Source organism: Microbacterium suwonense (assembly GCF_030296555.1).
GTDB lineage: Bacteria > Actinomycetota > Actinomycetes > Actinomycetales > Microbacteriaceae > Microbacterium > Microbacterium suwonense.
The window spans coordinates 2,847,741-2,873,992 of record NZ_AP027728.1 but is presented as its reverse complement, the minus strand read 5'-3'; the positions used below and the strand labels follow the sequence as shown (position 1 = coordinate 2,873,992).

The window sequence follows — 26,252 nt, the reverse complement described above, 5'->3', positions numbered from 1 at the left end:
ACTATCTCAGGTCTCATGTAGCGCAAGTTGCTCCGAATCGGTGCCGATCGGAGCAACTTGCGCTACATGAACGGCCGGGGGCGAGGCGGCGACGGCGCGCGGTGATCACGCCGCCCAGCAGGAGCAGCACCGCGATGGTCACCCAGAAGCCCCAGGGGAATGTCATACCCGTGGTTGCCAGGTCTCCCGCGGCGACCACCGTCAGCGATGCGCGCAGCGGCGCCCGGGTGTCTGTGGTCACCACGAGCGTGTGCAGCCCGACGCTGAAGTCAGCCGGGATGTGCACCGCGAAGCGCACCACGCCCTGGGCATCCGCCACGGGAACACCCGAGATCACCAGCGGGTCGCTGTGCAGGGTGGCGGCGAGCTGTTCACCGACATGCAGACCGCGCACCGTGACGGTCACGGAGCCGCCCTGCTCGACCGTGCTGCCGGACAGCTCAAGCGTCACCTCGTCATCACCCTCATCACCGTCGTCACCGGGCTCGCCGGGGTCACCTGGCTCGGCCGGGGTCTCCTGCGCGTCCACGAGCACGGCGACCGTGCGGGCGGGCACGGTGACGGTGCCGGCCTCGGCATCCCATGTCGTGGCCTTCACCACGGCATCCGCCCCGTCGGCCTGCGCCGGGGTCAGCGCGAACTCGCGTCCGGCGAGTCCGGCCACTGTCTGCGTGACGGCTTCCGTCGAGGCGTTGAACACCACGAGCGCACCGTCCAGATCCGGATCGATGTCGGCGCCGACCGTGTCGTCGATCTGCATGAGGATGACGCCGGGAACGGCATCCGCTCCCCGTTCGGGAACGTGACCTTCTTCGCTATCGCGCCGGCCGAGCCGAGCCTCAGCAGGCCGACCTCACGGCGCACCCGAAGCAGATCCAGCGCCGAGGCCTCGGCCGATGCAATGTCGGACGGTGCCGGTTTGAGCGCGGGATTCGACAGCAGCGGCGCCATGATCGCCCACTTGTCCTCGTTGTCGGCCGCCATCGGCAGCCCCGAGCCGAAGGTGGATTCCTGGCCGGTCCAGTCGATGCGGTTGAACCAGTCGCCGGAGTCATAGCTGTTGCGATCCAGCGACTTGGAGCGCAGCAGCTCGGTGCCCGCATGCCAGAACGACGGCGACTGCGAGAGTGTGACCGTGGCCAGCTCCAGAGTGTTCATGCGCACCCGGTCGGCCATGGGCGTGTCCACCGGCAGCTTGAACACCGACAGGTCGTACAGCGTCTCGTTGTCGTGCGCGTCGACGTAGTTGACGGTCTCGTCGGGCTGATCGGCGTAGCCCGCCCGCTGGCCGTTGTAGTCGATCTCAGATCCCTCCTTCACCGTGCCGTCACTGGTGAGGAACGAGAAGGTGCGCAGGTTGCCGGCGAGGCCGAGCTTGACCAGATCGGTGGCATGACCGAGGGCTGCGAGCTGCTGCTCGGGGGTGCCGTTGATGTCGTCGCCGTTCGGGTCGGTTCCGAGGCCGGTGCCGAAGCCCTGCATGAACGTGGATCCGCTGTCGACCGGGCTGCCGCCGTGCACGGCGTCGCGCAGGCGGTCGTTGAAGGTGCCGATGCCGGTGCCGCCCAGCTGACCCTGTGTGGCCTGCTCGAACAGGGCATTGTCGGCGACCTCTCCGAAGTTCCAGCCCTCGCCGTAGAGATAGATGGCCGTGCCGTCGACGCCGTCCTTCTCGACCGTCAGTCGATCGAGAGCGGCTCGGAGCTGCTTCATGTTTTGCGCCGAGTGGTGGCCCATCAGATCGAAGCGGAAGCCATCGATCTTGTAGTGGCGCGCCCAGGTGACCACGGAGTCGATCATGAGCTTCTGCGCCAGCAGATGCTCCGTCGCCACGTTCTGGCAGCAGGTCGACGTCTCCACAGAGCCGGCCGCGTTGAGACGGTGGTAGTAGCCGGGCACCACGCGGTCGAGTATGCTCCGCTCGGACTGTCCGGACTCGGCGGTGTGGTTGAACACCTGGTCCAGTACGACCTGCAGGCCCATGCCGTGCAGCGCACCGACCATGGAGCGGAACTCCGAGATCCGCTCGCCGCCCTCAGGGTTCACGGCGTACGCGCCGTCGGGAGTCGTGTAGTGGTACGGGTCGTACCCCCAGTTGAAGCCGTCCTGACCGGCGACAGCCGCGATACAGGCCTGCTGCGCCGTATCGGCCGGGCCGTACGAGGCCAGGTCGCAGTCGGGCACCGCCTGCGCAGAGCGCTCCTCTTCTATGGAGGCGATGTCGAAGGAGGGCAGCAGATGCACGGTGTCGATCCCGGCATCCGCCAGCTGTCGCAGCTGCTTCGTGCCCGCGCTGTCACGCGTGAAGGCGAGATAGGTGCCGCGCTCGGCCTCGGGAACGGTGTCGTCGCCGATGGAGAAGTCACGGATGTGCAGCTCGTAGATCGCCCGGTCGACGGGCTTGTCGATCACGGGGCTCGCGGTCGTCCGCCACTGCTCGGGCTGGAAGGCCGCGTCGGCGAGGTCGACGGCGACAGAGCGCGTGGAGTTAACCGTGAGCGCGACCGAATAGGGATCGGTGACGCTGTTGGCCTCGATCCTCCCCGTGGTCGGCGCGTAGACCTCGACCTGCCACAGATACTCGTCACCCCGGAGAGCATCACCGCCCTTCACGGCCCAGACTCCCGAGGCCGCGTCGTAGTCGGCCTCGTGACGGATCGGGTCGCCGGCTGCCGCGTCGGCGTCCCAGGTGAGCAGTGTCGCCGACTGCGCGGTGGGCGCCCAGAGCCGGAAGGTGGGGGCATCGCCGCTGAACGTCACGCCCAGCTCCAGATCGGCGGATTCGGCCGCGTACAGGTCGTCGAGCACGCCAGGGATCTGCACGCCGGTGAACGCGGTCAGTTCGCCGGCGGTGTCGGTCTGAGCCACCGCGAGCTGCGTGCGCAGCAGTGCGGGCACGTCGGCATCCGACGGCACCTGCAGAGCAAGGTAACCAGCCAGCGCGGGGAAGCGCTGCCTCTGAGCATCCGTGAGGCCACCCTCGACCACGCTGAGCGCGATCGGCTCTGCACCAGTCACCTCGCCGTCGGCGACGGTCAGCGCCGCGTCGGGCGACGCGAACAGCCGGTACGCGGCGCGATCGGCCCGGCCGAGCTTCGCCGGCCACGCGATGGTGTCGCGGTCGATCCACTGCGCACGCTGCTCGCCCGTCCCGGGCAGCGGCGGGTCGTCGCTGGTGATCTCGAGCACGTGGGTGCTGAGGGTGTAGCGGAAGCTCGTGACCTTGCCTTCGGTGGCGCTGAACGAGATGTTCGCACCGTCGCGCACGCCGTCGGCGCCGTAGTTCTCGGCCCAGCTCAGACCGTGTGCGGCCTTGACTTCGTAGGCGCCGGTGGGCAGATCCGCCGTCGAGAACTCGTAGACGCCGTCGTGGTCGCCATCGGCCATGAGCGTGCTCAGGCAGTCCGGCATCCAGTCACCGGAGCAGCCGAGCTCGTCCTGCAGCGAGCCGGCGAGCGTGATGATCGGTCCCTCTGAGGTGGACTGCACGACATTCGTGCGCGGGTCGAAGTAGAACGTGATCGAGCCGCCCGGGTGGCTGATCGCGATGTTCGGCCCGTCCAGCACGCCGTTCGCACCGTAGTTGACCGCCCAGCTGCCGTCGATCGCCGCCTTGTACTCGTAGTCGCCGGCGGGCAGGTCGAAGGTGCCCTCCCACACCCCGTCGGTGCGCTCGGTGAGCTTCGCCCCCTCGCAATCCGGGGTCCAGTCCCCGGCGCACCCCATCTCGGAGTTCAGGCTGCCGGGCACGGTCACCATCGAGACCGGAGACTCGGGCTGCTCTTCGGGGGCGCCGAGTGCGACGGAGTTTCCGACCGAGGCGTAGGTGGATGCTGCGGCGTGCTGCCCCGCGGCATCCGTGGTGACGGCGCGGTACTCGACCAGCGTGCCATTCTTCAGCCCGCGGATGTCGTGGTAGACACGCGGGGTGGTGTTCTCGGCGGTGCCGAGCGCGTGCCAGGTGTCGGAGCCGACCACGCGCCACGAGAAGCTGGTCTGCGCCCACTGATCGGCGATCTGGGCCTGTACGGCGGACTGGCCGGAGATGCCGGCTCCGGCGGCGGGGACAGTGAGGGCGATCGGCGCCGGCTCGGCGGGCGCGGTGACCGTGGCATCCGCCTTCCACACCACGGCCGACAGGGCGGGGACGGTGAGGAGGTCGCGGCGCCAGCATCCGTGCTGATCGGCGCCGCGTCTCCGTGCAGCACCGCGTACGAGGCGTCGGCGGTGAGCGTGGTCAACTCGACCGTCTGTGCGGTGGTGGCGTTGTTCACCGCCACCAGATACTCGATCTTGTCGGCAGCGGCGACCCGTGAGAACGCGTAGACACCGGCGCCGGATGCCGCGTATCGCTCGATCTGAGCACCGTCCAGAAGGGCGGGGTTCTCGCGGCGCAGCTGGGACAGCGCGGCGATCTGCCGGTATATCGGCGCATCGGTCGCATAGCGATCGACGGATCCGGCCTGCTCACCGGTGATGAGCTTCTGGTCGGCGTACTCGTCCACCTGGGTCGCGAACAGCGTCTGCCTGGCGTCCTTGTCACCACCAGAGCCGGCGAAGCCCTGCTCATCGCCGTAGTAGACCACCGGCTGGCCGCGGGTCAGGAACATCAGCTCGTTCGCGAGCTCCACGCGCTCGAGCGGGGCGTCGGTGTTCTGCAGGAACGACCCCACGCGGCCCATGTCGTGGTTGCCGAGGAAGGTGGGCAGAGCGGATGCCGAGGAATCCGGCGTCGTGTACCGGTCGTCGCCGGCGAACAGCGTCTGAAGGCCCTTGGCCGAGTTGCCGGAGGCGTAGCTGACCGCCGAGGACTGGAACGTGAAGTCGAGCACCGAGTTCATATCGGTGTCGCGGATGTACGGGGCGAGCTTGACCGGGTCGGCGTCGTAGACCTCGCCGAACATGAAGAAGTCCTTCTTGCCCTTGTCGTGCGCGTAGTCGAGCACCCGGGTGCTCCAGGTCTTCCAGAACTCGAAGTTCACATGCTTCACGGTGTCGATGCGGAAGCCGTCGATGCCGAGGTCGACCCAGTCCTGGTACACCTTCACGAAGCCGTCCACGACGGCCGGATCCTCGGTCATCAGATCATCGAGGCCATCGAAGTCGCCGTACGTGACCGACTCGCCTGTCCAGGTCGAGTTGCCGCGGTTGTGGTACAGGGTCGGATCGTTCAACCAGGCCGGCGTCTTGGCATCCTTGTCTGCTTCGGCGATGACCGGTGTGTAGGGGAAGCTCGTGGCGGGGTCGAGAGCGGGGAAGGCGCTCGTGCCCGCCAGATCGGACGGATCGAAGGCGTCGCCGCTCGCATCCGTGTAGGGGCGGGTGGCCTGGTCGATGTAGGAGTACTGCTTCTCGGAGTAGTCGATGACGTCGGCGGTGTGGTTGGTGATGATGTCGAAGTACACCTTGATGCCGCGGTCGTGCGCATCGGCGATCAGGTTCTCGAGCTCGGCATTGGTGCCCAGGTGCGGATCGATGCGGGTGAAGTCAGTGACCCAGTAGCCGTGGTACCCGGCGGAGGCGTCCGCTCCGACGCCCTGCACGGGCTTGTTGGCGAAGCTGGGTGTGAGCCAGATCGCCGAGGTGCCCAGCCCCTGGATGTAGTCGAGCCGATCGCGCAGGCCGGCGAGATCCCCGCCCTGGTAGAACCCCTTGTCCGACGGATCGAAGCCGGTGACCATCCGATCGCCGCTGAGGCCGCCCTCATCGTTGGAGGTGTCGCCGTTCGTGAACCGATCCGTCATGACGAAGTAGAACTGCTCGTCCGAGCCGGCCTGACGCACCGGTTTCGCGATGAGCGCGTCGTCGGATGCTGAGTAGCCGGTGCTCGGCTCGGCCACCTCGACGCCGATGCGCTTGAGATCGTCGTCGAAGGTGAAGCGCAGGGAGACCGGGCCGTCGATGGTGAGCGGGATGTTGTCACCGCCACCGTCGAGGCCATAGGCCTCATCCCACCCGCCGTTCAGCGCGACCTTGTACTCGTATGTTCCGGCAGGAACGTCGAACACGGCGGAGTAGATGCCCTCGGCGCCCGTCGGCGCAAGCTCGGTCGCCGCGCAGTCGGGTGCCCAGTCCGCACTGCAGCCCAGCTCGGACTGCAGGTCGCCGACGAGGGCGACGGTGCGGTCGGCGGCGACCGCGGGGACAGCCGTCACGCCCAGCGCAGAGAGTCCGGATGCCAGCAGGCCGGCGATGGTGAGCACGGCGAGGCGGCGGGTGGTGCGGGCGTTCGACACAGCGGTCTTCTTCGACACGGATGCTCCAGGGAGGGACGGCGGGCACGGCTGTGCGCCCAGGCGATTCCTGTGAAGCTAGCAGGGGATGCGACTTGATTGCAAGCGCTTCCAGTAATATTCCCGCGATTCCCCGCGCCCCACCTCAGATTCTCTCCCGTCATTCAGCAACCGTTTCCAGAAGCTCCCCTCCCCTCGTTCGTGTAGCGCAAATTGCTCCGATTCCGGGGGAAGTGGAGCAATTTGCGCTACACGAACGATGATCTGGCCTGTGGATAACTTCCGCGCGAGGGCCGCTGCACGTGGAACAGTGAGCACATGAACGGCGACGAGAACCTGGCTGATCGATTCGGAGAGATCTTCTCGGTGCGGGTCGCCCGAGCGCACGGAATCGGCCATGGCCGATTGCGCGGGCACGATCTGCAGGCTCCCTTCCACGGCGTGCGCGCACAGTCCAACGCCGTGGAGCCCGCAGCCGTCGCGATCGCCGGGATCGAGAACCCCTACGAGCGGCAGCGCCGTTTCCGCATCGAACGGGCACGAACCTACGCAGCCAGGCTGCACACGGGGCACTTCTTCAGCCATCAGACTGCCGCGTCGATCTGGGGAGCACCCCTGCCGATCGAGTTCACGGAATCGGGGGCCCTCGCCGAAGGAGATGCGCTGGCGCTGCACGTCAGTGTGCTCGGATACCTGCCCTTCCCTCGCGCATCCGGCATCGTCGGGCATCGCACCTACTCGAGCCTCACCACCGTCACAGAGCACATCGGGCTGCGCGTGGCATCCCCGGCGACCACCTGGGTATCACTGGGCGGGCTCTCGGTTCACGATCTGGTCGCGCTCGGCGACTTCTTCTGCCGCGAATGGCGGGAGGGCTATGGCAGACCGGATGCCGGCCGAGCACCCCTCGCGACCAGAGCAGATCTCGAGGCGGCGCTGGAGGCGGGCCGACGGTATGGAGCAGCTCGACTGCGCGAGGCGCTCTCGCTGATCCGCGAGGACTCGTGGTCGCCGCGCGAGTCGCTCGTGCGCTGCATCCTTCTCGAGGCCCACCTGCCCGAACCAGAGCTCAACGTCGATGTGTTCGACTCCGGCGGCAGGTTCCTCGGCTGCGTCGACATGGCGTACCCGGATCAGCGTGTCGCGGTGGAGTACCTGGGAATGCTGCACGGCGAGCAATGGGCCGCCGATGTCGAGCGGCTCGCAGCGCTGCGAGCCGCCGGGTGGACGGTCGTCGAGATCACCTCACCACTGCTGAAGCGCCCCGAGGAACTGGTCCGGCGAGTCGCCGACGCCCTCGCCCACCCGATCTTCGTGTAGCGCAAATTGCTCGAATCAGAGGCTGACGGGAGCAATTTGCGCTACATGAAGCCAGAGGAGGGGGTCAGAGCCGCTCGAGCACCAGGGCGTTCGCCATTCCGCCGCCCTCGCACATGGTCTGCAGCCCCAGTCGGCCGCCGGTGGCCTCGAGGTGGTCGAGCAGCGTGCCCAGCAGACGGGTGCCCGAGGAGCCGAGCGCATGGCCGAGGGCAATCGCACCGCCACGCGGGTTCAGCTTCGCGGGGTCGGCTCCGAGTTCTGCCGCCCACGCCAACGGCACCGAGGCGAACGCCTCGTTGACCTCATAGGCGTCGAGGTCGTCGATGCCGAGGCCGGCGCGCTCGAGCGCGCGGCGGGTGGCGGGGATGGGACCGGTCAGCATGAAGAAGGGATCATCCCCGATCACGTCGAAGGCACGGAAGCGCGCCCGCGGGGTGAGCCCGAGCTGCTCCGCACGGTCGGCGCTCATCATCAGCGCGGCGGAGGCCCCGTCGGTGAGCGGGGACGAGTTGCCCGGCGTGATGCTCCATTCGAGGTCAGGAAATCGCTCTGCGAGCGCATCGGTGCGGAAGGAGGCGGCAAGACCGGCGAGCTTCTCGACCGTCGTCCCCTCCCGCACGGTCTCGTCGGTTGCGGCATCCGGAGCCTCGGGCACCGCGACGACCGTGCGGTCGAAGAATCCGTCGCGCCAGGCCGCGGCCGCCCGCGCATGCGACTCGGCCGCGAAGGAGTCCAGCGCCTCGCGGCCCAGGCCCCATCGCTGCGCGATGAGCTCGGCACTGACGCCCTGGTTCACGAGTCCGTCCGGGTAGCGAGAGCGCAGTCGCGGCGACATCGGCGAACCACCGGATGCCGAAGAGCCCAGCGGCACCCGGCTCATCGACTCCACCCCGCCGACGATGACGATGTCGTTTTCGCCTGCGGCGATGCCTGCCGCGGCGAAATGGACGGCCTGCTGGCTGGAGCCGCACTGCCGGTCGATCGTGGTGCCCGGGATGCGCTCGTCGAAGCCGGCGGCGAGCACGGCCTGGCGGGCGATGTTCATCGCCTGGTCGCCGACCTGGCTGACGCAGCCCAGCATCACGTCGTCGATCTGCCCGGATTCCAGTCCGCTGCGCTCCAGGATCGCCTGCAGCACCCCCGCCGCGAGGTCCACCGGATGCACCCCCGACAGGGATCCTCCGGGCTTGCCTCGTCCGACCGGGGTGCGGACGACATCGACGATCACGGCTTCGCTGCTCATGCCTCCATCATGCCCGTGCACTCCGCTCCCGTCGCACTTTCCGTCGCTTTCCCTGGTTCGGGGCGACGGTTTTCGCGACGGGAGCGGATTCTGCGGGGGAGGCAGGGGAGGTAGCGGACGGACCGAACCGGGTGGCCGCGCAGGGGGACTGCTAGCTGCGTGCGGCGATGTCGCGGGCGATGGACATCAGCGTGGGATACGACGCACCGCCTCCGACCGCCACGTAGCCGCGATGGTCGTAGGAGTGCACCGGGCGCTCGTGCTGGCCGACCGCCAGGGGGATGTAGCTGCCGCCCGCCTTCTTCACGATCAGCTCGGCGGCACTGATGTCCCAGGGGTTCACGTTGAAGCCGGCAGCGGCATCCGCCCAGCCGGCGGCGACGTGAGCCAGAGTCAGCGCCGCGCTGCCGGGGCGGCGCAGAGCCCGGAACGCCAGCACCAGCTCGGCGAAGTCGGTCAGGGCGACGCCACCGTGCGCGGTGAGCTGTCGGGCGTTCGGATACCCGGTGATCAGCGTGGCCTCCGCCTCGGTGGCCGCGGCCGTCGACAGCAGCGGCTCACCGTTCAGCAGCGCGCCCTCCAGGTCGGCCGAGAACAGATCGTCGGCCATCGGATCCAGAATCGCGGCCGCGACGACCTCGCCGTCCACGGCCGCGGCGACCGATACGCACCAGAACGCGATGCCGTCGACGAAGTTGCTCGTGCCGTCGATCGGATCCACGAACCAGGCCACCGCACCGTCGCCGACCGCACCGCCCTCTTCACCGAGGATCCGCGAGTCGGGCTCCTGCTTGAAGATGTACGCCGAGATGGCCTTCTCAGCGTTCTTGTCGTGCACGGTGACCACATCGCGCGCATCACGCTTGTGATCGATCGACATCTGCCCGCGGAACGCCGCGCGCAGCTGCTCCTGCACGCAGCGCGCAGCGCCTCGGCGATCGCGCGCAGCCGGCGCGACTGCGCCGTCGCCGACTCGCTGCTCATGCCACGCGCTCCAGCGAGGCGACCATCAGGTCGCGCAGGCCCCGCGGGTCGGCGACGATCGCGTCGGCCGTCACGGAGAGCTGATAGGGCAGGTCGTAGGTGCTGCGGGCCTCCATGAGGATGTTGCCTCCGACCCCGGCGCGAACACCGCACAGCACGTCTCGGTCGAAGTTGTCGCCGACGTACCAGCAGGTCGCCGCGGTCTCATCGATGGCCCGCGCACCGAGGTGGATCATCTCGGGGTTGGGCTTGCGCACCCGTACCTCGTCGCTGTAGATCTGCTCCACGAAGCGATCGGTCAGACCGTTGCGGGTGAGATAGTCGCGGTGCACCTGTCCCATCAGCGTGTTGCTGACGATCACGACCGGGATGGATGCCTCGTCCGCCAGATCGAGCACCTCGATGAACCCGTCGCGCGTGGTGCGCTCCTGCTTCATCTCGCCCATCACGCGACACAGCTCCTTGGCGTGCTCGCGCACGTACTCCCGGGCCACCGTCGGCCAGTCCCCCGCCACGAACCCTTCCCAGAACTCCTCGTACTTCAGCTCGGCCGGCGCGAAGGGGCGGGACATCGCATCCTTCCAGCGCGAGTCGGCCTTGGCCCCTTCACGGATGTCGTTCTCGATCACGTCCTCCGTCAGCGCGGGGAGATCGATCCCCGCCTCGGTCAGTCGCGACTGCACGATCTGGGCCAGCTCGGACTGCCAGCCGGTGCGGTTGGCCGTCTCGACGATGACGCCGCCGAAGTCGACCAGCAGACCGCGGGGCCTGATGAGTTTCGTCATTCTTGTTCTTCTCCTCGGTGTGGGTGGTGTGTCAGGGACGCGGCGGCGGGTTGGTCGCGTCGTAGCGCGACGACCAGGTCCGCATCACGTCGGAGAGGGTGGGATAGTCGCCGCCCGCGCCGATCGCGTAGTAGTCGGGTGAGGTGTGGAAGGGCTCGCGGTTCTCGCCGCCGGCAAGGCCCCGGATGCTGCCGCCGGCCTGCTGCAGGATGAATCCTCCTGCGGAGATGTCCCACGAGTTCGTGTAGAAGCCCATCGTGGCATCCGCCCATCCGGCGGCCACGTGCACCAGGTTCAGCGCTCCGCTGCCGAGATTGCGCACGGCCTGGAAGGCGTCGACCAGGCGCGACTGCGCCTGGTACGCGCTCTCGCCGAAGAGCCAGGTGTCCTTCGGGTTCGGGAAGCTCGAGATCAGCGTCGCGTCGATCTCGCGCGCAGCGGCACGGGAGCTCAGCGGGGCGTCGCCCAGCAGGGCTCCGTCGGCGTCGGCACTGAACAGGTTGCCGGTCATCGGGTCGAGGACGACCCCGGCGACGACCGCGTCATCGATGACGGCGGCGATCGACACGCACCAGTAGGCCAGGCCGCGGGCGAAGTTGGAGGTGCCGTCGATCGGGTCGATATGCCACTGCACTCGGCCGGAACCGCTGACGCCGCCCTCCTCGCCCACGATCATCGAGTCTGGGTGCTCATCGAGCAGCACCGCGGTGATGCTGCGCTCGGCCGCCTTGTCGTGCACGGTGACGATGTCGTGCGCGTCCCGCTTGAAGTCGTGCTGCATGGGGGCACGGAACGCCTCGCGCAGCTGGTCCGCCACGCTGAGCGCGGCGCGGACGGCAGTCCGCCTCAGAGCCCGGGATTCGAGAGCCGCATCGGTCATCGCTTATCCGTTCTTGGATTCGGGCGCCGGCGCGCGGAGGATGCTCTCCATCCGCACACCGGCACCGGTGTCAGGAGTGGTTCGCCGTGATCCAGAAGTCGCTCCACTCGGGCAGCGAATCGAAGTCGCTGTCGAGCATGCCGCGCTCGGCGATGTAGACCTCATCCCAGACGTCCAGGATGCCGGAGGGCTCGTCCGCAGCCGGCGGCACGTCGCTGTTGCCCGAGAACTTGCCGTCCTCGACCTGCGGCGCGATTCCCTCGGCGGTCATCGCGTAGTGCAGGAACAGCTTCGCCGCGTTCGGGCTCTTGGTGCCGTTGGCGATCAGACCGAGCTTCGTGTAGCCGATGCCGGAGTACGGGGCGATGCCCGTGCACAGGCCCAGCTTGTAGCCGCTGTCCTCGTTCTCACGGAACTTCGCGGTGCTGAGCAGTCCCATGAACCCCTCAGTCTGCCCCGGTGCGCCGGCGGACTCCGCCGAGTCGCTTCCGCTCTTCACCAGCAGCGGCTTGTTCTTTGCGAGGCGCTTGAGCCATTCGGCCGACGCAGTCTTCTCGTCGCTGGCGAAGCTCTCGCCGAAGTAGTCCTCGTAAGCCTGCTTCATCTTGTCGTCGTGGTTGACCGACATCTCGTTGACCCAGTACAGGATCGCGGACTTCAGCGTTGGGTCCTCCATGACCACATGCGCGGTCCAGTCGTCATCCGTCAGCGCCCAGAGGTTGTCGACCGGGCACCCGTTCGGGTAGAGCTCGGTGTTGTAGCCCCAGACGAGCACGTCGGTGGAGATGACCAGCGGATCCTGGAACTCCGGGTCGATCGAGCCGGCCAGATCGGGCGGCGTCCAGGAGGAGGCGATACCGCGCTCGATGAGCTCGTGCTGCGCTCCCGGCGCGTCGGAGAGGATGAAGACGTCGGTCTGGATATTGCTCGCCGACGCCTCGCGGATGGCGATCTCAGTGGCTTCACCGGCCTTCTGCTTCACACCGGTGGTCTTGATCCCGTACTTGGCCGTGAACGCGTCGGCCATGTCGGTGATCTTGCCGGTGCTGTCGGAGACGACCAGCGGCCCTTCCTCCTTCGCCGCGGCGATCAGCTTGTCGAGCGTGTAGCCATCGTCGCTGATGCCCAGTTCGAGCTCCGCCTGCCCGTCCGGCTTGTTGGCAGGGCCACCTGAAGAGGGCGTGCAGGCCATCAGTCCGAAGGACAGCACCGTCATGGTCGTCAGCGCTGCCGCAGCACGCGCGGAGGGTTTCTGAATGAACTTCATCGTTCTCTTTCCTTCGTCTCGAGCCGGGCGGGTCCCGGCGCTCGTGTTCATCTCGCAGCGGTTGTTCGTCGTGCAGGCGGCACCGCCGGCCGCTCGGTGCCCTACGCCGCGACCAGCCGGCGCTCGGGGTCCAGCCGCGCTCCGTCCTGGTCGAACAGGTTCAGGTTCTCGGACGCGACCCAGAGGTGGCACTCGTCACCGACCGAGAGAGTCGGCGACAGGCTGGTGACCGAGAACATCTTGCCGCCGGCGACGTCCAGCTCGACGATCCAGCTGCCTCCGGTCGGCAGGATGCCGCTCACCTGTGCGCGCGCCTTGAACTCGCCGTCGGGCACACCGTCGGCGGAACTCGCGATCTGGACGGCTTCCGGACGGATGCCGACCGATCCGAGGCCGTGCAGTTCGCCGAACCGCTCGCTGATGTGCTGCATGGCCCACAGCGCCAGGCCGCCACCGTCCTCACGGGCCAGTTCGATGATGTTGATCGGCGGGTTGCCGACGAACTCGGCGACGAACCGGTTGGCCGGCGTCTCGTAGATCTCATCGGGAGTGCCCAGCTGCTGCAGCTCCCCTCGCTCATCACCGCGATCTGCGTCGCCAGCGTCATCGCCTCCCACTGGTCATGGGTGACGAAGACGATCGTGGTGTTGAACTCCTTGTGGATGCGCTTGAGCTCCGCGCGCATCTCCAGCCGCAGCCGCGCGTCGAGGTTGGACAACGGCTCGTCCAGCAGAAGCACGTCAGGGTTGACCGCCAGCATCCGTGCCAGCGCGACGCGCTGCTGCTGCCCGCCGGAAAGCTCCGACGGGTAGCGCTTGCGGTACTTCGAGATGCCGAGCTTGTCCATCACGTCGGCGGTGCGCTTCTCGCGCTCGGCGCGCGGCACCTTGCGCAGTCGCAGGCCGAAGTCGACGTTGTTCTCGATGGACAGGTGCGGCCACAGCGCGTAGCTCTGGAACACCAGCCCCAGCTCGCGCTTCTCCGGCGGCACGTAGATGCTGTCGGGCACCGAGTCGACGACGCGGTCGCCGATGCGGATGCTGCCGCCGGTGGGATGCTCCAGACCGCTGATCATGCGCAGCGTCGTGGTCTTCCCGCAGCCCGAAGGTCCGAGCAGGCACATGAACTCGCCGTCTCTGATCTCCAGGTCGAGGCTCGCGACCGCGTTGGCAGCTCCTCCGCCGTAGTTCTTCTGCACGCCTTCAAGAGTGATGTTCGGCATTTCAGCCACCCAGCCCTTCTGCCAAGTTGCTCTTCGTGAGTTTCTGTCCGAGGAGGGTTCCGAAGAAGGCGATCGCCGCCACCATCAGAACCACCGCGTTCGCCGCCTGCTGATATCCGTAGTCGACGAGCTGCAGCGAGTATGTCGTCAGGACGTTGGTGCCGGGGACGGCGAGGATGACCACCAGGCTCAGCCCCTTCACCCCCGAGATGAACGGGAGCAGCACGCCGGTGGCGAGCGACCCCTTCTGGATCGGGATGACGATGCGGATCATCCGCTTCCACCAGCCGGCGCCGGAGACCTGTGCGGCCTCCTCCGGCTCCTTGCCCAGCTGCATCATCGCCGAGATACCGGCTCGGGATGCGTACGGCATCTGCTCTGCGATGAACGCGAGCACCAGGATGGCCGCGGTTCCGTACAGCGCCGGGATCGGTCCTCGTGCCACGGCGAACAGCGACAGGTAGGAGACCGCGAACGCGATGCCGGGGACCAGGTAGGGGAAGAAGGTGATCTGCCGCAGTGCACCGCCGACGAACTTGACCGGCGTTCGCACCACGATGTAGCCCACGAGCAGCCCCAGCACGCCCGAGGTGGTGGCGGCCAGGCCGACGATCCACAGCGTGTTCCAGGCGGCGGCCCAGAACTCCGGGGTGAGCAGGATGCCCTGTGGCAGCGCGACGGTCTTCAGATCGTGCCCGATCCAGAAGTCCAGCGTGAAGTTGTCGGCCGAGAAGACACCGGGCAGGCGCATGATTGTCGACAGGAACAGCGTCAGCAGCGGAACGGCCACGCTGATGAGGAAGACCACGCCGGCGGCCGAGGTCGCCAGGCCGCGCCAGCGGCCCAGATCCGAGAGCCGGTTCATCGATCCCTTCGATCCGACGGTGACGAACCGCTTGCCCTCCTTCACCAATCGCGCGTCGACGAGCAGCGAGATGACGCCGATGAGGATGATGGCGCCGGCGAGCACGGCTGCGACTCCCGTCTGCCGCGACGAGATGTTGCGGTACAGCGAGGTGGAGAGCAGCTCGAACTGCACCGGCATGCCCAGCACGTAGGGGACACCGAACTCGCCGAGGCACTTGGCGAAGATCAGGATGATGGCCGAGACCAGCGAGGGGCGCATCAGCGGCAGGATCACGCGCATGGTGACCGTGAAGCGCCTGGCGCCGAGAATGCGCGCGGAGTCCTCGAGCTGCGAGTCGAAGCGACGCAGCGCGTTGCCGAACAGCAGGATGACGAACGGCGTGTAGTGCAGCGCCAGCACGATCATGATCGGCATCCGGCCGTACGACAGCCAGTCGGGGGCTCGAACCCGATCGTCTCCAGCCATCCCGCCTGTCCACCGATCTTGCGGTTCTTGAACAGGCTCGTCCAGGCCAGGGCGAAGGTCCAGGCGGGGAGCATGTAGGGGACGATCAGCGCGGTGGCGAACCACTTGCGACCCCACATGTTCGTGCGGCTGAGCAGCCAGGCCATCGAGCCGCCGACGAGCACGGCGACCACGATGGCCCCCAGCGCGATGGTCAGCGTGTTCGCCAGCGGGCGCCAGAAGATGGTGGCCGACAGCGGCGAGGCGAAGACGCGCTGGAAGTAGTAGGAGGTGAGTTCGCCGAAGTTCTGTCCGGCTCGTGCTTCGTCGCCGTACTGCACCATCACCGCATCGCCGAGCATGCTGACGATCGGAACGAGGATGAGGTAGGCGAACAGCGCGAGCGCGAGGATGCCGACGATCGTGGTGGGCTCGCGCAGTGCGACCTTCAGGCGGTACATCGCTCCTCCGCGCAACCTGGTCTTCGAGGGCGAGGGCTGGAGCTCGGGCGTGGTGAGCCCGGGACTCGCCCCCGTACGCGGCGCATCGAGAAGTGTCTTGCTCATCGCTTCACGACTCGCCTTCGCGTGTGAGTGGGTTCCATCGCACATCCTTATGCTCGGGAAGCGGGGTATCCCGCCGACGTATTCCTGACCGGTTCTCCGTTATGTCCTGACAATAACACAACCATCGCCGGATGTGTCCAGCAAGATCGGAATTCGCCCCTCCGAACCACTGCCGCAGACCCGCTCTCCCTTGAGTTTTCCGGGGAGATCGAGATAGTATGTGTAAATGTCTTTACATTCGATCTTGGGTGAGATCCTGCCCCTGAGTGCTCCGGGTGAGCTCGAGGTCGCCTTCCGCGTCCTGTTCAGCCTGGTGCTGGGAGCCTGCGTCGGCCTGGAACGTCAGTGGAGGGCCGGCCTCGCGGGTCTGCGCACCAATGCCCTGGTCTCCATCGGCGCCGCACTGTTCGTCGTGATGGGCGCTTACGGCTTCACCCCCGACGGCAGCGCCGACCCCACCCGCGTGGCCGCACAGGTCGTCTCCGGCATCGGCTTTCTCGGTGCGGGCGTGATGATCCGCGAAGGACTGAACATCCGCGGCCTCAACACCGCGGCGACGCTGTGGTGCTCCGCAGCGATCGGATGCCTGGCAGGCAACGGCATGTACCTCATCGCGACCCTCGGCACGGCTCTGATCGTGGTCGCCAACATCTTCCTCCGGCCGCTCGGACGGGTGGTGAACCGCCGCAGCGGACGATCGATCCCCTCGGCGACGAAGCCGGAGCTCGATCCGTCGAAGTTCGCGTTCGAGGTGATGACCAACGACAAGGCCGAGCCGCGCGTGCGTGCGCTGCTGCTGCAGACGCTGAGCCGCCCCGAGTACCACCTCACGTCCGTGACCACCTCGCACACCAAGCAGGGCCATGTCGCCCTGCTCGCGGAGCTGAAGTCGACCAAGCTGGATCCCGAGCCGCTGGAACGGGCCGTCAGCAGGCTCACGCTCGATCCGAAGGTGACCTCGGCACGCTGGTGGCCCGACGACAGCGATGAGCAGGACGACGAAGACGAGTTCTGACCGAAGAGGGCATCGCCCCCAGCTCGCCGAGTGGCAGGATCTGTGGACGCTCGGCAGCCACTGAGAAACGACAAGCCGCAGACGAGAGCGGCGGCATCCGAGATGGACGCCGCCGCTCTTCGCATCCGTCCGGCTCCATACGTCGCCGACGGATCAACGCCTCAGTCGGCGGGGCTGACGCGCACGGTGCGACGCTCACTCGCCGAGCGCTGCGCGGCATCGGCGAGCACCAGCGCCGCCCGGCCGTCCTCGAAGCTGGGCGAGCGGGACGGCTCGCCCCGCACGAGCTTGACGAACTCGTGCAGCTCATCGACGTACGCCTGGGCGTAGCGCTCCAGGAAGAAGTCCTGATATGGCGGCTTCGCCTCGACGGCCTCGGCGGTCGAGAGGCTGACCAGGCTCGTGGGCGCGTTCGCCACCGACAGCATCCCGGCCGAACCGAACGCCTCGAGACGCTGATCGTAACCGACGGCACTGTGCCGGGAGTTGATGATCGTCGCGATCGCCCCGGACTCCGCACGCAGCGTGACCACCGCAGAGTCGAAATCTCCGTGCTCACGAGCTCCGTCGTCGAACACCGCGGTGCCGGTGGCCGACACCTCGACGATGTCGGGCAGAAAGAAGCGCGCCATGTCGAAATCATGGATGGTCATATCGCGGAAGATCCCGCCCGAGACGGCGATGTACGCCGCCGGCGGTGCGGCCGGGTCGCGGCTGATGATCGTCAGCTGCTCCAGAGGGCCGATCTGTCCGGCAGCCACCCGCGCGCGCACGCCGGCGAACCCGGGGTCGAACCGGCGATTGAACCCGAGCGCCACCGGCACACCCGAGGAGCGGACGGCGTCGCGCAGGGCATCCACTCGTGCAATGTCGAGGTCGATCGGCTTCTCGCAGAGCACGGGGAGCCCGAGCTCGATCGACCGGGAGATCAGATCCACGTGCGTCGGGGTGGGGGAGGCCACCAGTACGGCGTCGATCCCGCCCGAGCCGAGCAGCTCTTCCGGATCGGCCGTGACGGTGCCTCCGAATCGGTCGGCGACCTGCCTGGCACCGTCGACGAAGGGGTCGGCGACCCACGCCAGGGTCGCCTCGTCGCTGCGCGCGATATTTGCGGCGTGCACCTGGCCGATGCGTCCCGTTCCGATGAGTCCGAAGCGAAGGGTCATGCGGGTTCCAGCTTTCTCGTCAGATTCTCATAGCCAGCGCCGCAGCGCATCGCGATTGACGCGCTGATCGGCAGTGCGCTCGCGCAGGAAGGCATCGATCGCCACATCCGGACCGTTGAGCACATCCTGCTCCACGACCACCCAGCCCTCGAAGCCGGCGGCTGCGAACGGCGCCATGACAGCGTCGATGTCGACGTCCCCACGGCCGAAGGCCACGAACGCGCCGCCCGACCACACCTCGGCCATGCCGCCGCCGGCGGCGAGGATCTCGGTGACGCGAGTACGGTCGACGTCCTTCAGATGCAGATGATTGATGCGCGTGCCCCAGCGGCGGACCGCCTCGACGGGGTCGCCATCGGCGAGCACCAGATGGCCGACATCGAAGGTCAGCCCGACATCGCTGTGGGCCAGGAAGGCGTCGATCTCGTCGGGGGACTCCACGAACGTTCCGGCGTGATGGTGGAAGGTGGGCTCGAATCCGGCAGCGCGCACGATGGCGGCAGCGCGCTCGACGTTGCGGTGCAGGCGATCCGCTACAGCTCCGGTGAGTGGATCGGCGGCTGCGCCGCGGCCCGGTGCCGCCGCGCGTGCCGCGGAGCCGCTGTCGGCCAGCGTGGGCAGCGGCAGTCTCGCAGGACCCGCCTCGGCGGCATCGGCGAAGACCCGCAGGGCGTCGTGCAGTTCGGGGAGGGATGCCGTGAAGGCGTCGTCGTCGCTGAACGGCAGCTGCACCCAGCCGCCGGCGAGCTCGAGCTCGAACCGCGCCAGCCGCGCCCGCAGCTCGGGCCCCCGTCCCAGGAATCCGATCGGACCGAGGTCGATGCCCCGGTAGCCCGTCGTCTGGAGCGCTTCGCACATGGCGTCCGGCGACACCGTCTCGGCGCCCTCGGGCGTCAGTTCGAAGACACCGAAGCTCACCGGCGCACCGGCGACCGTGCCGTTCACGGACGGGCGCCTTCGCTCGTGCCCGACGTCGTGGCGCCGGTCGTTCCGAGCAGCGGTCGCTGGGCGGCGACCTGGTTCTCGTACTCGGCTCGCGACTGCTGCGTCGACTCCAGCTGCGAGACCTCTGCCACAGGGACGTCCCACCATCCCTCGCCATCGGGGGCGTAGCGCAGCGGATCGCTGTTGATGTGGATGAAGGTCGACCGCTCCGAGGCCTTGGCCCGTGCGATCGCCTCGCCCAGGTCGGCGATGGCACTCGGGGTCGGTGCGATCTCGATGACGTCGAGACCGTAGCTGCGGGCGTTCATCGCGAGGTCGACGGGGAGCACCTGGTCGCCCTGGAAGTCGGCGGTCCGGTCGTCGTACATGCGGTACTTCGTTCCGAAGCGACCGGATCCGACCGTCTCGGAGAGATGCCCGATCGAGGCGAAGCCGTGGTTCTGCACGAGGATGACGATGATCTTGATCCCCTCGGCGACGGCGGTGACCAGCTCGGTGCTGAGCATGAGGTACGACCCGTCGCCGACCATCACGATCACGTCGCGGTCGTCGCCGTCGGCCAGCAGGCCGCGCTTGGCACCGAGCCCGCCCGCGATCTCGTACCCCATGCACGAGAACGCGTACTCGACGTGGTAGCCGAGCGGATCGCGCACCCGCCAGAGCTTGTGCAGATCGCCCGGCAGGGATCCCGCCGCCTGCACGATGACGTCCTCGGGTGCAGAGGCTGCCTGCACGGCGCCGATGATCTCGGCCTGCCCGGGCAGGGCGAGCCCGGAGGGCGCGAACGCCTCGTCGACGACGGCATCCCAGCCAGCCTTCTCCCGGGCGATCGCCTGGGAGTGCTCGGCATCCACCTGCCAGTCGGCGAGCGCCGCGCGCAGCGCGATGAGGGTCTCGCGGGCATCGGCGATCACCGGCAGCTGCGTGCCGTGCTTGTACGCGTCGAACGAGGCGATGTTGACGTTGACGAACACGGCATCCGGATGCTGGAAAGCGGTGCGTGATCCGGTCGTGAAATCGCTGTACCTGGTTCCCACGCCGATGATCACGTCGGCCTCCGCCGCCAGCCGGTTCGCCGCCGTGCTTCCGGTGGCGCCGATGCCGCCCACGTACTGCGGGTGATCCCAGTTCAGGGCGCCTCCGCCGGCCTGGGAGGTGGCGACGGGGATGCCGGTGGCCTCGGCGAGCTCGCGCAGCCTGTCTTCAGCGCCGGAGTACAGCACGCCGCCGCCGGCCACGATGAGCGGGCGTCGGGCGGCTCGGACGGCCTCGACGGCGCGCGACAGCGGGCCGGACTCGGGCTGCGGACGGCGCAGATGCCACTCGCGGTCCTGCAGGAACTCGAGGGGGACGTCCAGCGCCTCGGCCTGCACGTCCTCGGGCAGCGCGATCGTGACCGCGCCCGTCTCGGCGGGGTCGGTCAGCACGCGCATCGCGCCCAGCGCGATGGAGTACAGCTGCTCAGGGCGCTGCACGCGGTCGAAGAACCGCGACACCGGCCGGAAGGCATCGGTGACCTGCAGACCCGGATCGTGCGGGTGCTCCAGCTGCTGCAGCACAGGATCGGAGGTCCGCGTCGCAAAGGTGTCGCTGGGCAGCAGCAGTGCGGGAAGCCGGTTGGAGGTGGCGAGCGCGGCACCGGTGATCATGTTGGCGGCGCCGGGGCCGACCGAGGCGACGCAGGCGAACGTGCCGCGGCGGCGGTGCATGCGCGAGTAGCCCACCGCCTGGTGCACCATGGCCTGCTCGTTGCGCGCCTGACGGTACGGCATCAGCACGGGATCTTCAGCGTGCAGCTGTGCCAGCGCCTGCCCCACCCCGGCCACGTTGCCGTGACCGAAGATGCCGAGGGCGCCGGCGATCGTGCGCTCGCGATGCTCCCCGTCGACGGTCCACTGATGCGCCAGGAACTCGATGAGGGCCTGCCCCACCGTCATCCGTCTCGTCGCGGTCATCGCTGTCGTTCTCCTTCGTCCTCGTAGGGGAGCCTGCGGTCCACATCCTGATCCTTCCAGGCCTCGCGCACCCACGCGTGCGCGGGATCATCGCTGATGCGCCAGAGGCGCTCCGGATCGGGGCCGGCCATCACGTTGAGGTAGTAGAGGTCGTATCCAGGGGCGGCGACGGCAGGGCCGTGATAGCCGAACGGCACGAGCGCGATGTCGCCGGTGCGCACCATCGCATTGATATCGATCTCGCCCGCCGGCGACGAGTACGTCGAGAACATGCCGAACGCGGCATCCGCGGCATCCGTCCCGCCGGATCCGGCAGCATCTGCTCCGCGGGTGCGCGCGGCCTCGAAGTAGTAGATCTCCTCGAGCCGCGACTCGTGCCCCGGAACGCTCTGGTCATGCTTGTGCGGCGGGTAGGAGGACCAGTTCCCCGCCGGGGTGATGACCTCGCAGACGATGAGCTCGGCGGCGTCCAGCGCCTCGGGCGTGCCGAAGTTGTGCACCTGGCGACTGGAGGTGCCGGCTCCGCGCAGCTCGACCGGGGTCTCGGTCGGCTGCACGTGCCGCCACGGGCGCACCTGCTCTGTGGGCGCCTCCGCCACCGCGACGCGTCCGGCTCCGCTCAGCTGCGCCGCCGCTCCGCTGGGCAGATACAGCACATCGGTCGGGCCGTGGAACACCGAGCGGCGACCGCGCAGCGTCGTGGTGCCCGCACCTGGATGGTTGCGGTGCGCGACGGTGAACGACCCGCTCAGCGGCACCACGATCCGCTCCACGCCGGGCTCGCTGAGCTCGAGCACGTCGTGGTCGCCGATCTCGGCGATGCGGATGCCGGTGTGCCGCCACCCGGGCTGCGCGCCGTCGACGACGCTCTCCCAGCCGTCGCGGGAGAGGTCGCCTCTGCGGTGGAACCAGCGCTGGTCACTCATGCTCGTGCGTTCACTGGTTCTGCGGGAATCCGAGGTCGAGGCCACCGTGCTCGGCGCCGCCGCGACGCGCCGGATCGGTCCAGCGCGAGGTCACCGCCTTCTCCCGGGTGAAGAACTCGAAGCCGTGCGGGCCGTAGGCCTTCGCATCGCCGAACAGCGACTGCTTCCACCCTCCGAAGGAGTGGTAGGCGACGGGAACGGGGATCGGCACATTGATGCCGATCATGCCGACCTGAACCTCGTGCTGGAAGCGGCGCGCCGCACCGCCGTCGTTCGTGAAGATCGAGGTGCCGTTGCCGAACCGGCCCGAGTTGATCAGCTCGACGCCCTCCTGGAAGCTGCCGATGCGGATCACCTGCAGCACCGGCCCGAAGATCTCCTCGGTGTACGCCTGCGAATGCAGCGGCAGCTCGTCGATCAGCGTGGGGCCGAAGAAGAAGCCGCTCTCGCAGCCCTCGACCTGGTATCCGCGGCCGTCGACCACGATGCGCGCGCCATCGGCCTCCGCGACGTCGATGTACGAGGCGACCTTGTCACGGTGCTCCCGGGTGATCAGCGGGCCCATGTCGGGTTCGACACCATCGGCCCCCGCACCGGCGCCGACCTTCAGCCGTCCGATCCGCTCGGAGATCTTCTCGATCAGCTCGTCGGCCACCGGTTCCACGGCCAGCACCACGGAGATCGCCATGCAGCGCTCACCGGCCGCGCCGTATCCGGCATTGACGGCCTGATCCGCGACGAGGTCGAGATCGGCATCCGGGAGCACGAGCATGTGGTTCTTCGCGCCGCCGAGCGCCTGAACCCGCTTGCCGTTGCGCGAGGCCTCCTCGTAGATGTATTGGGCGATCGGCGTGGATCCGACGAACGAGATCGCCTGCACCCGCGGGTCGGTCAGCAGCCCGTCGACGGCGAGCTTGTCGCCCTGCAGCACGGTGAACACACCGGCCGGGAGTCCGGCCTCGGCCCACAGCCGCGCCATCCACAGCGCTGCGGAAGGGTCCTTCTCGCTCGGCTTGAGGATCACCGCGTTGCCGGCGGCGATCGCCACGGGGAAGAACCACATCGGCACCATCGCCGGGAAGTTGAACGGGCTGATGATGCCCACCACACCCAGCGCCTGCTTGATCGAGTACACATCGATACCCGTCGAGGCGTTCTCGCTGAACTCCCCTTCGTCAGATGAGGGAATCCGCAGGCGAGTTCGACGACCTCCTGGCCGCGCAGGATCTCACCCATCGCATCGGAGAGCACCTTGCCGTGCTCGGCGGTGATGATGGCGGCGAGTTCGTCGCGGCGTGCGTTCAGCAGCTCGCGGAAGGCGAACAGCACGGTCTGCCGCTTCGCGATCGAATAGCCCGACCACTCCTCGAATCCGCGCTGCGCGGTGCGGATGGCCAGGTCGATGACCGACTCGTCGGCGAGCGCGAGGTGGCTGGTGACCTCGCCGGTCGCCGGGTTGAAGACGGGGGCCGTCCTGGCGCCCTCCGGCACCTGCTCCGCCCCCTCGATCCAGTGTCCGGTCGTGCGGATCGCGGTGTCTGTGATCGTCATGCTCTCTCCTTCAGTGTGTGCTCGCCGACGTGCTCGGCGGGGGTGTCGGCGGCGGGTGAGTCAGCTGCGGATGCGGCGCCGGATCCGGCAGCGGATGCCGGATGGACCATGCGCGCCGCCACGTCGACGGCTCCCCAGACATCGCCGTCCGGTGGGAACAGCAGGGTCCGGCCCACGGTGAGTCCGCGGACGCCGGGCAGGGCGAGAGCGGCCTCCCATGCGGCGAACCGCTCGTCGGGGTCGCCATCGGAGTCGCCGCCCAGAAGGAGCGCGGGAAGAGTGGTCGAGGCCATCACCCGGTCCATCTCCTTGACGACGGGGATCTTCAGCCAGGTGAAGGCGCTGTCGGATCCCAGCGCCGAGGCGATCGAGATGGAGCGGATCACCGCATCCGGGGTCAGGTCGTTGACGACGCGTCCCCGCTGCCGCCGACTGATGAACGGCTCGAGCATGATCGGCATCCGGGCGGCGGCTGCGGCGGTGACGGCGCCTGCGATCGCGGCCAGGGTGCGGACGGTGGCCGGGTCGTCGAGATCGATGCGCACCAGCGCCTTGGCGAAGTCGATGCCGCGTTCGACCATCGTCGGAACCTCGTAGGCAGTTCCGCGATCGTCCATCTCGAAACAGGAGCCCTGCAGCCCGCCCCTGTTCATCGAGCCGACGACGATCTTGTCGTTCAGCAGGCCGAGCACCGCGAGGTCGTCGATGATGTCCGGTGTGCCGAGCACGCCGTCGACGCCGGGGTGGCTCAGCGCCACGGCCAGTCGCTCCAGCAGCCCGTAGCGGTCGGCCATCGCGGTCTTGTCCTGCCCCACAGACAGCGATCCGCGGGCGGGGTGGTCGGCCGCGACGAAGAACAGCCGCCGGTCGCCGCGCAGCACCGGCCGGCGCCGGCGCGACTCCAGCGCAGCGGAGACGAGCTCCGGCTGCGCGGCTCTGACCTCGCGCAGCCGTGCGAATTCCCGGGGGCGATCACTGACATCTCATACTCCCTGCAGCAATGCGTTGACTTCCACGGCGTCGGGCATCGCCGTCGAGCACTCTCGACGCGAGGCGACGAGCGCTCCAGCGGCGTTGGCGAAGGCCACCGTGCGCTCCAGGCTCCAGCCCTCGAGGAGACCGTGGCAGAGGGCTCCTCCGAAGGCGTCACCGGCGCCGAGCCCGTTGACGACGTCGACACGGCAGACCGGCACTTCCACGGTCTCCTCCCGCGTCCTGGCGAGCACGCCCTTCGGACCCTGCTTGACGATCGCCAGTTCGACGCCGCGCTCCAGCAGAGCGTCGGCGGCACGCACCGGTTCGTGTTCGCCGACCGCGACACGACATTCCTCCTGGTTGCCCACCGCGACGGTGACCTGCCCCAGCACGCGGTCGATCTGCGCGGTGGCGTCAGCGGGGCGCTCCCAGAACATCGGCCGGTAGTCCAGGTCGAGGATGGTGTGCCTGGTGCGATCGCGGGCATCGATCGCTCGATGATGAGCCGAGCGGCTGGGCTCCTCGCTGAGGCCGGTCGTGGTGACCCAGAGGATCTGCGCGTCGCGCACGGCCGCGAGGTCGATCTGCGCGCTGTCGACGTTCATGTCCGGCGCCTTCGGCTCGCGGTAGAAGTACAGCGGGAAATCGTCGGGCGGATAGATCTCGCAGAAGGTGATCGGCGTCTTCAGTCGCGGATCGGTCGCCACCAGCCGATCGCCCACCCCGAGGCGCCGCAGCTCGGCGCGCAGGTACCGGCCGAAGGGATCGTCGCCGACCCTCGACACGAGCTCGACGTCATGCCCATAGCGGGCGGTCGCGACGGCGACGTTGCCCGCAGTTCCGCCGAGGTACTTGCCGAAGGTGTCCACCTGCTCGAGGCCGACACCGCTCTGGAGCGGATACAGATCCACGCCGAGCCGTCCCATCACGAGGACCTCAGGACTGCCACCCATCATCACGCTCCGTTGCTCTGCCTGTCTTTGTCCTAACAATATCACATACGGTCATCTCCTCGGCAAGTGCCGATCGGGGAATTCGTCAGCGGATGGCCGGTTCTCGTCGTCACGGTAGTAACGTTGTCATGACAATGTGGTGGATCGCGAAGTCGTCCGCCAACGGAGGGAAGCCGCATGGCGAATGATGAGCCGGTCTGGCCCGACGAGCTGTTCCACGATCTGGATCGCGCCGGCCCCGTGCCGCTGTACTTCCAGGTGTCCCGCCGTCTCGAAGCGGCCATTCAATCCGGGCAGATCCCCTCGGGCGCCAGACTCGAGAACGAGATCGAGATCGGCCGGCGCCTCGGACTGTCGCGCCCGACCATCCGCCGCGCCATCCAGGAGGTCGTCGACAAGGGCCTGCTCGTACGCCGCCGCGGGATCGGAACCCAGGTCGTGCAGGGACAGGTCACCCGCCAGGTGGAGCTCACCAGCCTGTACGAAGACCTCAGAAGCACACAGCACGATCCTGCCACGCAGGTGCTGACCCACGATGTGCGCCCCGCCACCGACGACGTCGCCGAGCATCTGGGCATTCCCGTCGGCTCTCCCGTGCTCTACATGAGGCGCCTGCGGAGCACCGACGGCATCCCGGTGGCAGTGATGGAGAACTATCTGCCCGAGGGTCTCACCGACATCTCCCGTGCGCAGCTGGAGGAGCAGGGCCTCTATCAGATCCTGCGCAGCCGCGGAGTCACCATCCGCGTCGCCAAGCAGCGGATCGGGGCGCGCAGCGAGCACGGTGACGAGGCGGAGCTGCTGGATGTCGACCGTGGAAGCCCACTGCTGACCATGCAGCGGACGGCGTACGACGCGGCAGGGAGTGCGGTCGAGTTCGGCACGCACTGCTACCGCCCCGACATGTACAGCTTCGAGACGACGCTCGTGGCCAAGTAGCGTACGCAGCGATGT

Annotated in this window: 18 protein-coding genes and 2 pseudogenes; 3 read left to right on the top strand and 17 right to left on the bottom strand. The window is 68.1% G+C overall.

Going from position 1 to position 26,252, the window contains the following annotated elements; translation table 11 throughout:
- Positions 1-13 precede the first annotated feature (13 nt).
- Positions 14-6,236 (bottom strand): annotated as a pseudogene (pulA, locus tag QUE33_RS14385) (pullulanase-type alpha-1,6-glucosidase).
- Positions 6,237-6,551: 315 nt separating this feature from the next.
- On the opposite strand from pulA, the gene QUE33_RS14380 reads away from it, so the two are divergent.
- Positions 6,552-7,553 carry a hypothetical protein gene (locus QUE33_RS14380; RefSeq protein WP_286300908.1) on the top strand — a complete coding sequence of 334 codons (1,002 nt, stop codon included), beginning with the start codon at positions 6,552-6,554 and terminating at the stop codon, positions 7,551-7,553.
- Between the two features lie 64 nt (positions 7,554-7,617).
- Here the strand turns inward: QUE33_RS14380 and QUE33_RS14375 are convergent, their stop codons facing one another.
- From QUE33_RS14375 to QUE33_RS14335, 9 genes are all read right to left on the bottom strand, one after another.
- Complete coding sequence (locus QUE33_RS14375; RefSeq protein WP_286300907.1) at positions 7,618-8,796, bottom strand: thiolase family protein; 1,179 nt, start codon at positions 8,794-8,796, stop codon at positions 7,618-7,620.
- A gap of 151 nt (positions 8,797-8,947) precedes the next feature.
- The gene (locus QUE33_RS14370) at positions 8,948-9,712 is read right to left on the bottom strand and encodes an inositol monophosphatase family protein (RefSeq protein WP_286300906.1); all 765 of its coding nucleotides are present in this window, start codon (positions 9,710-9,712) and stop codon (positions 8,948-8,950) included.
- Positions 9,713-9,776: 64 nt separating this feature from the next.
- Positions 9,777-10,565, bottom strand: coding sequence for an HAD family hydrolase (locus QUE33_RS14365; RefSeq protein WP_286300905.1), 789 nt, complete (start codon positions 10,563-10,565; stop codon positions 9,777-9,779).
- 31 nt (positions 10,566-10,596) lie between these two features.
- Positions 10,597-11,445, bottom strand: a complete 849-nt coding sequence (locus QUE33_RS14360) for an inositol monophosphatase family protein (RefSeq protein ID WP_286300904.1) — start codon at positions 11,443-11,445, stop codon at positions 10,597-10,599.
- Between the two features lie 70 nt (positions 11,446-11,515).
- Positions 11,516-12,712 (bottom strand): ABC transporter substrate-binding protein, encoded by a 1,197-nt coding sequence (locus tag QUE33_RS14355; RefSeq protein WP_286300903.1) that lies wholly within the window; start codon positions 12,710-12,712, stop codon positions 11,516-11,518.
- A gap of 101 nt (positions 12,713-12,813) precedes the next feature.
- The gene (locus QUE33_RS14350; RefSeq protein ID WP_286300902.1) at positions 12,814-13,047 is read right to left on the bottom strand and encodes a TOBE domain-containing protein; all 234 of its coding nucleotides are present in this window, start codon (positions 13,045-13,047) and stop codon (positions 12,814-12,816) included.
- A complete protein-coding gene (locus QUE33_RS14345; RefSeq protein ID WP_286303174.1) occupies positions 13,011-13,934 on the bottom strand; it encodes an ABC transporter ATP-binding protein in 924 nt (307 codons plus the stop codon). The genes QUE33_RS14350 and QUE33_RS14345 overlap by 37 nt, the downstream gene beginning before the upstream one ends.
- 1 nt (position 13,935) lies before the next feature.
- Positions 13,936-15,267, bottom strand: coding sequence for an ABC transporter permease (locus QUE33_RS14340; RefSeq protein ID WP_286300901.1), 1,332 nt, complete (start codon positions 15,265-15,267; stop codon positions 13,936-13,938).
- Positions 15,204-15,812 (bottom strand): ABC transporter permease family protein, encoded by a 609-nt coding sequence (locus tag QUE33_RS14335; RefSeq protein ID WP_286300900.1) that lies wholly within the window; start codon positions 15,810-15,812, stop codon positions 15,204-15,206. The genes QUE33_RS14340 and QUE33_RS14335 overlap by 64 nt, the downstream gene beginning before the upstream one ends.
- Before the next feature lie 226 nt (positions 15,813-16,038).
- Here QUE33_RS14335 and QUE33_RS14330 point away from each other — a divergent pair, with 226 nt between their 5' ends.
- Positions 16,039-16,827, top strand: coding sequence for an MgtC/SapB family protein (locus QUE33_RS14330; RefSeq protein WP_286300898.1), 789 nt, complete (start codon positions 16,039-16,041; stop codon positions 16,825-16,827).
- 161 nt (positions 16,828-16,988) lie between these two features.
- On the opposite strand, the gene iolG is transcribed toward QUE33_RS14330, so the two are convergent.
- The 7 genes and pseudogenes from iolG to iolC form a co-directional block, all read right to left on the bottom strand.
- Complete coding sequence (iolG, locus tag QUE33_RS14325; RefSeq protein WP_286300896.1) at positions 16,989-17,993, bottom strand: inositol 2-dehydrogenase; 1,005 nt, start codon at positions 17,991-17,993, stop codon at positions 16,989-16,991.
- A gap of 27 nt (positions 17,994-18,020) precedes the next feature.
- The gene (locus QUE33_RS14320) at positions 18,021-18,938 is read right to left on the bottom strand and encodes a sugar phosphate isomerase/epimerase family protein (RefSeq protein WP_286300894.1); all 918 of its coding nucleotides are present in this window, start codon (positions 18,936-18,938) and stop codon (positions 18,021-18,023) included.
- Positions 18,935-20,893 (bottom strand): 3D-(3,5/4)-trihydroxycyclohexane-1,2-dione acylhydrolase (decyclizing), encoded by a 1,959-nt coding sequence (iolD, locus tag QUE33_RS14315; RefSeq protein WP_286300892.1) that lies wholly within the window; start codon positions 20,891-20,893, stop codon positions 18,935-18,937. Before iolD ends, QUE33_RS14320 begins: the two co-directional genes overlap by 4 nt.
- A complete protein-coding gene (gene iolB / locus QUE33_RS14310; RefSeq protein WP_286300891.1) occupies positions 20,890-21,819 on the bottom strand; it encodes a 5-deoxy-glucuronate isomerase in 930 nt (309 codons plus the stop codon). Before iolB ends, iolD begins: the two co-directional genes overlap by 4 nt.
- A gap of 10 nt (positions 21,820-21,829) precedes the next feature.
- A pseudogene (locus QUE33_RS14305) lies at positions 21,830-23,370 on the bottom strand (CoA-acylating methylmalonate-semialdehyde dehydrogenase).
- Positions 23,367-24,320 carry a Cgl0159 family (beta/alpha)8-fold protein gene (locus QUE33_RS14300; RefSeq protein ID WP_434019632.1) on the bottom strand — a complete coding sequence of 318 codons (954 nt, stop codon included), beginning with the start codon at positions 24,318-24,320 and terminating at the stop codon, positions 23,367-23,369. The pseudogene QUE33_RS14305 and the gene QUE33_RS14300 overlap by 4 nt, the downstream one beginning before the upstream one ends.
- A 33-nt stretch (positions 24,321-24,353) precedes the next feature.
- Entirely contained in the window at positions 24,354-25,301 is a 948-nt protein-coding gene (gene iolC / locus QUE33_RS14295; RefSeq protein WP_434019631.1) for a 5-dehydro-2-deoxygluconokinase, read from the bottom strand.
- Positions 25,302-25,475: 174 nt separating this feature from the next.
- Between iolC and QUE33_RS14290 the strand changes: the two genes are divergently transcribed.
- Positions 25,476-26,237, top strand: coding sequence for a GntR family transcriptional regulator (locus QUE33_RS14290; protein WP_286300889.1), 762 nt, complete (start codon positions 25,476-25,478; stop codon positions 26,235-26,237).
- The last annotated feature ends 15 nt before the right edge of the window (positions 26,238-26,252 follow it).

Coding starts and splice junctions, on each gene's coding strand:
- QUE33_RS14330 (WP_286300898.1), top strand. CDS start 16,039: ATGTCTTTACATTCGATCTTGGGTGAGATCCTGCCCCTGAGTGCTCCG.
- QUE33_RS14375 (WP_286300907.1), bottom strand. CDS start 8,796: ATGAGCAGCGAAGCCGTGATCGTCGATGTCGTCCGCACCCCGGTCGGA.
- QUE33_RS14290 (WP_286300889.1), top strand. CDS start 25,476: ATGGCGAATGATGAGCCGGTCTGGCCCGACGAGCTGTTCCACGATCTG.
- QUE33_RS14335 (WP_286300900.1), bottom strand. CDS start 15,812: ATGAGCAAGACACTTCTCGATGCGCCGCGTACGGGGGCGAGTCCCGGG.
- QUE33_RS14355 (WP_286300903.1), bottom strand. CDS start 12,712: ATGAAGTTCATTCAGAAACCCTCCGCGCGTGCTGCGGCAGCGCTGACG.
- iolB (WP_286300891.1), bottom strand. CDS start 21,819: ATGAGTGACCAGCGCTGGTTCCACCGCAGAGGCGACCTCTCCCGCGAC.
- iolG (WP_286300896.1), bottom strand. CDS start 17,993: ATGACCCTTCGCTTCGGACTCATCGGAACGGGACGCATCGGCCAGGTG.
- QUE33_RS14380 (WP_286300908.1), top strand. CDS start 6,552: ATGAACGGCGACGAGAACCTGGCTGATCGATTCGGAGAGATCTTCTCG.
- iolD (WP_286300892.1), bottom strand. CDS start 20,893: ATGACCGCGACGAGACGGATGACGGTGGGGCAGGCCCTCATCGAGTTC.
- QUE33_RS14365 (WP_286300905.1), bottom strand. CDS start 10,565: ATGACGAAACTCATCAGGCCCCGCGGTCTGCTGGTCGACTTCGGCGGC.
- QUE33_RS14345 (WP_286303174.1), bottom strand. CDS start 13,934: ATGCCGAACATCACTCTTGAAGGCGTGCAGAAGAACTACGGCGGAGGA.
- QUE33_RS14340 (WP_286300901.1), bottom strand. CDS start 15,267: ATGGCTGGAGACGATCGGGTTCGAGCCCCCGACTGGCTGTCGTACGGC.
- QUE33_RS14360 (WP_286300904.1), bottom strand. CDS start 11,445: ATGACCGATGCGGCTCTCGAATCCCGGGCTCTGAGGCGGACTGCCGTC.
- iolC (WP_434019631.1), bottom strand. CDS start 25,301: ATGATGGGTGGCAGTCCTGAGGTCCTCGTGATGGGACGGCTCGGCGTG.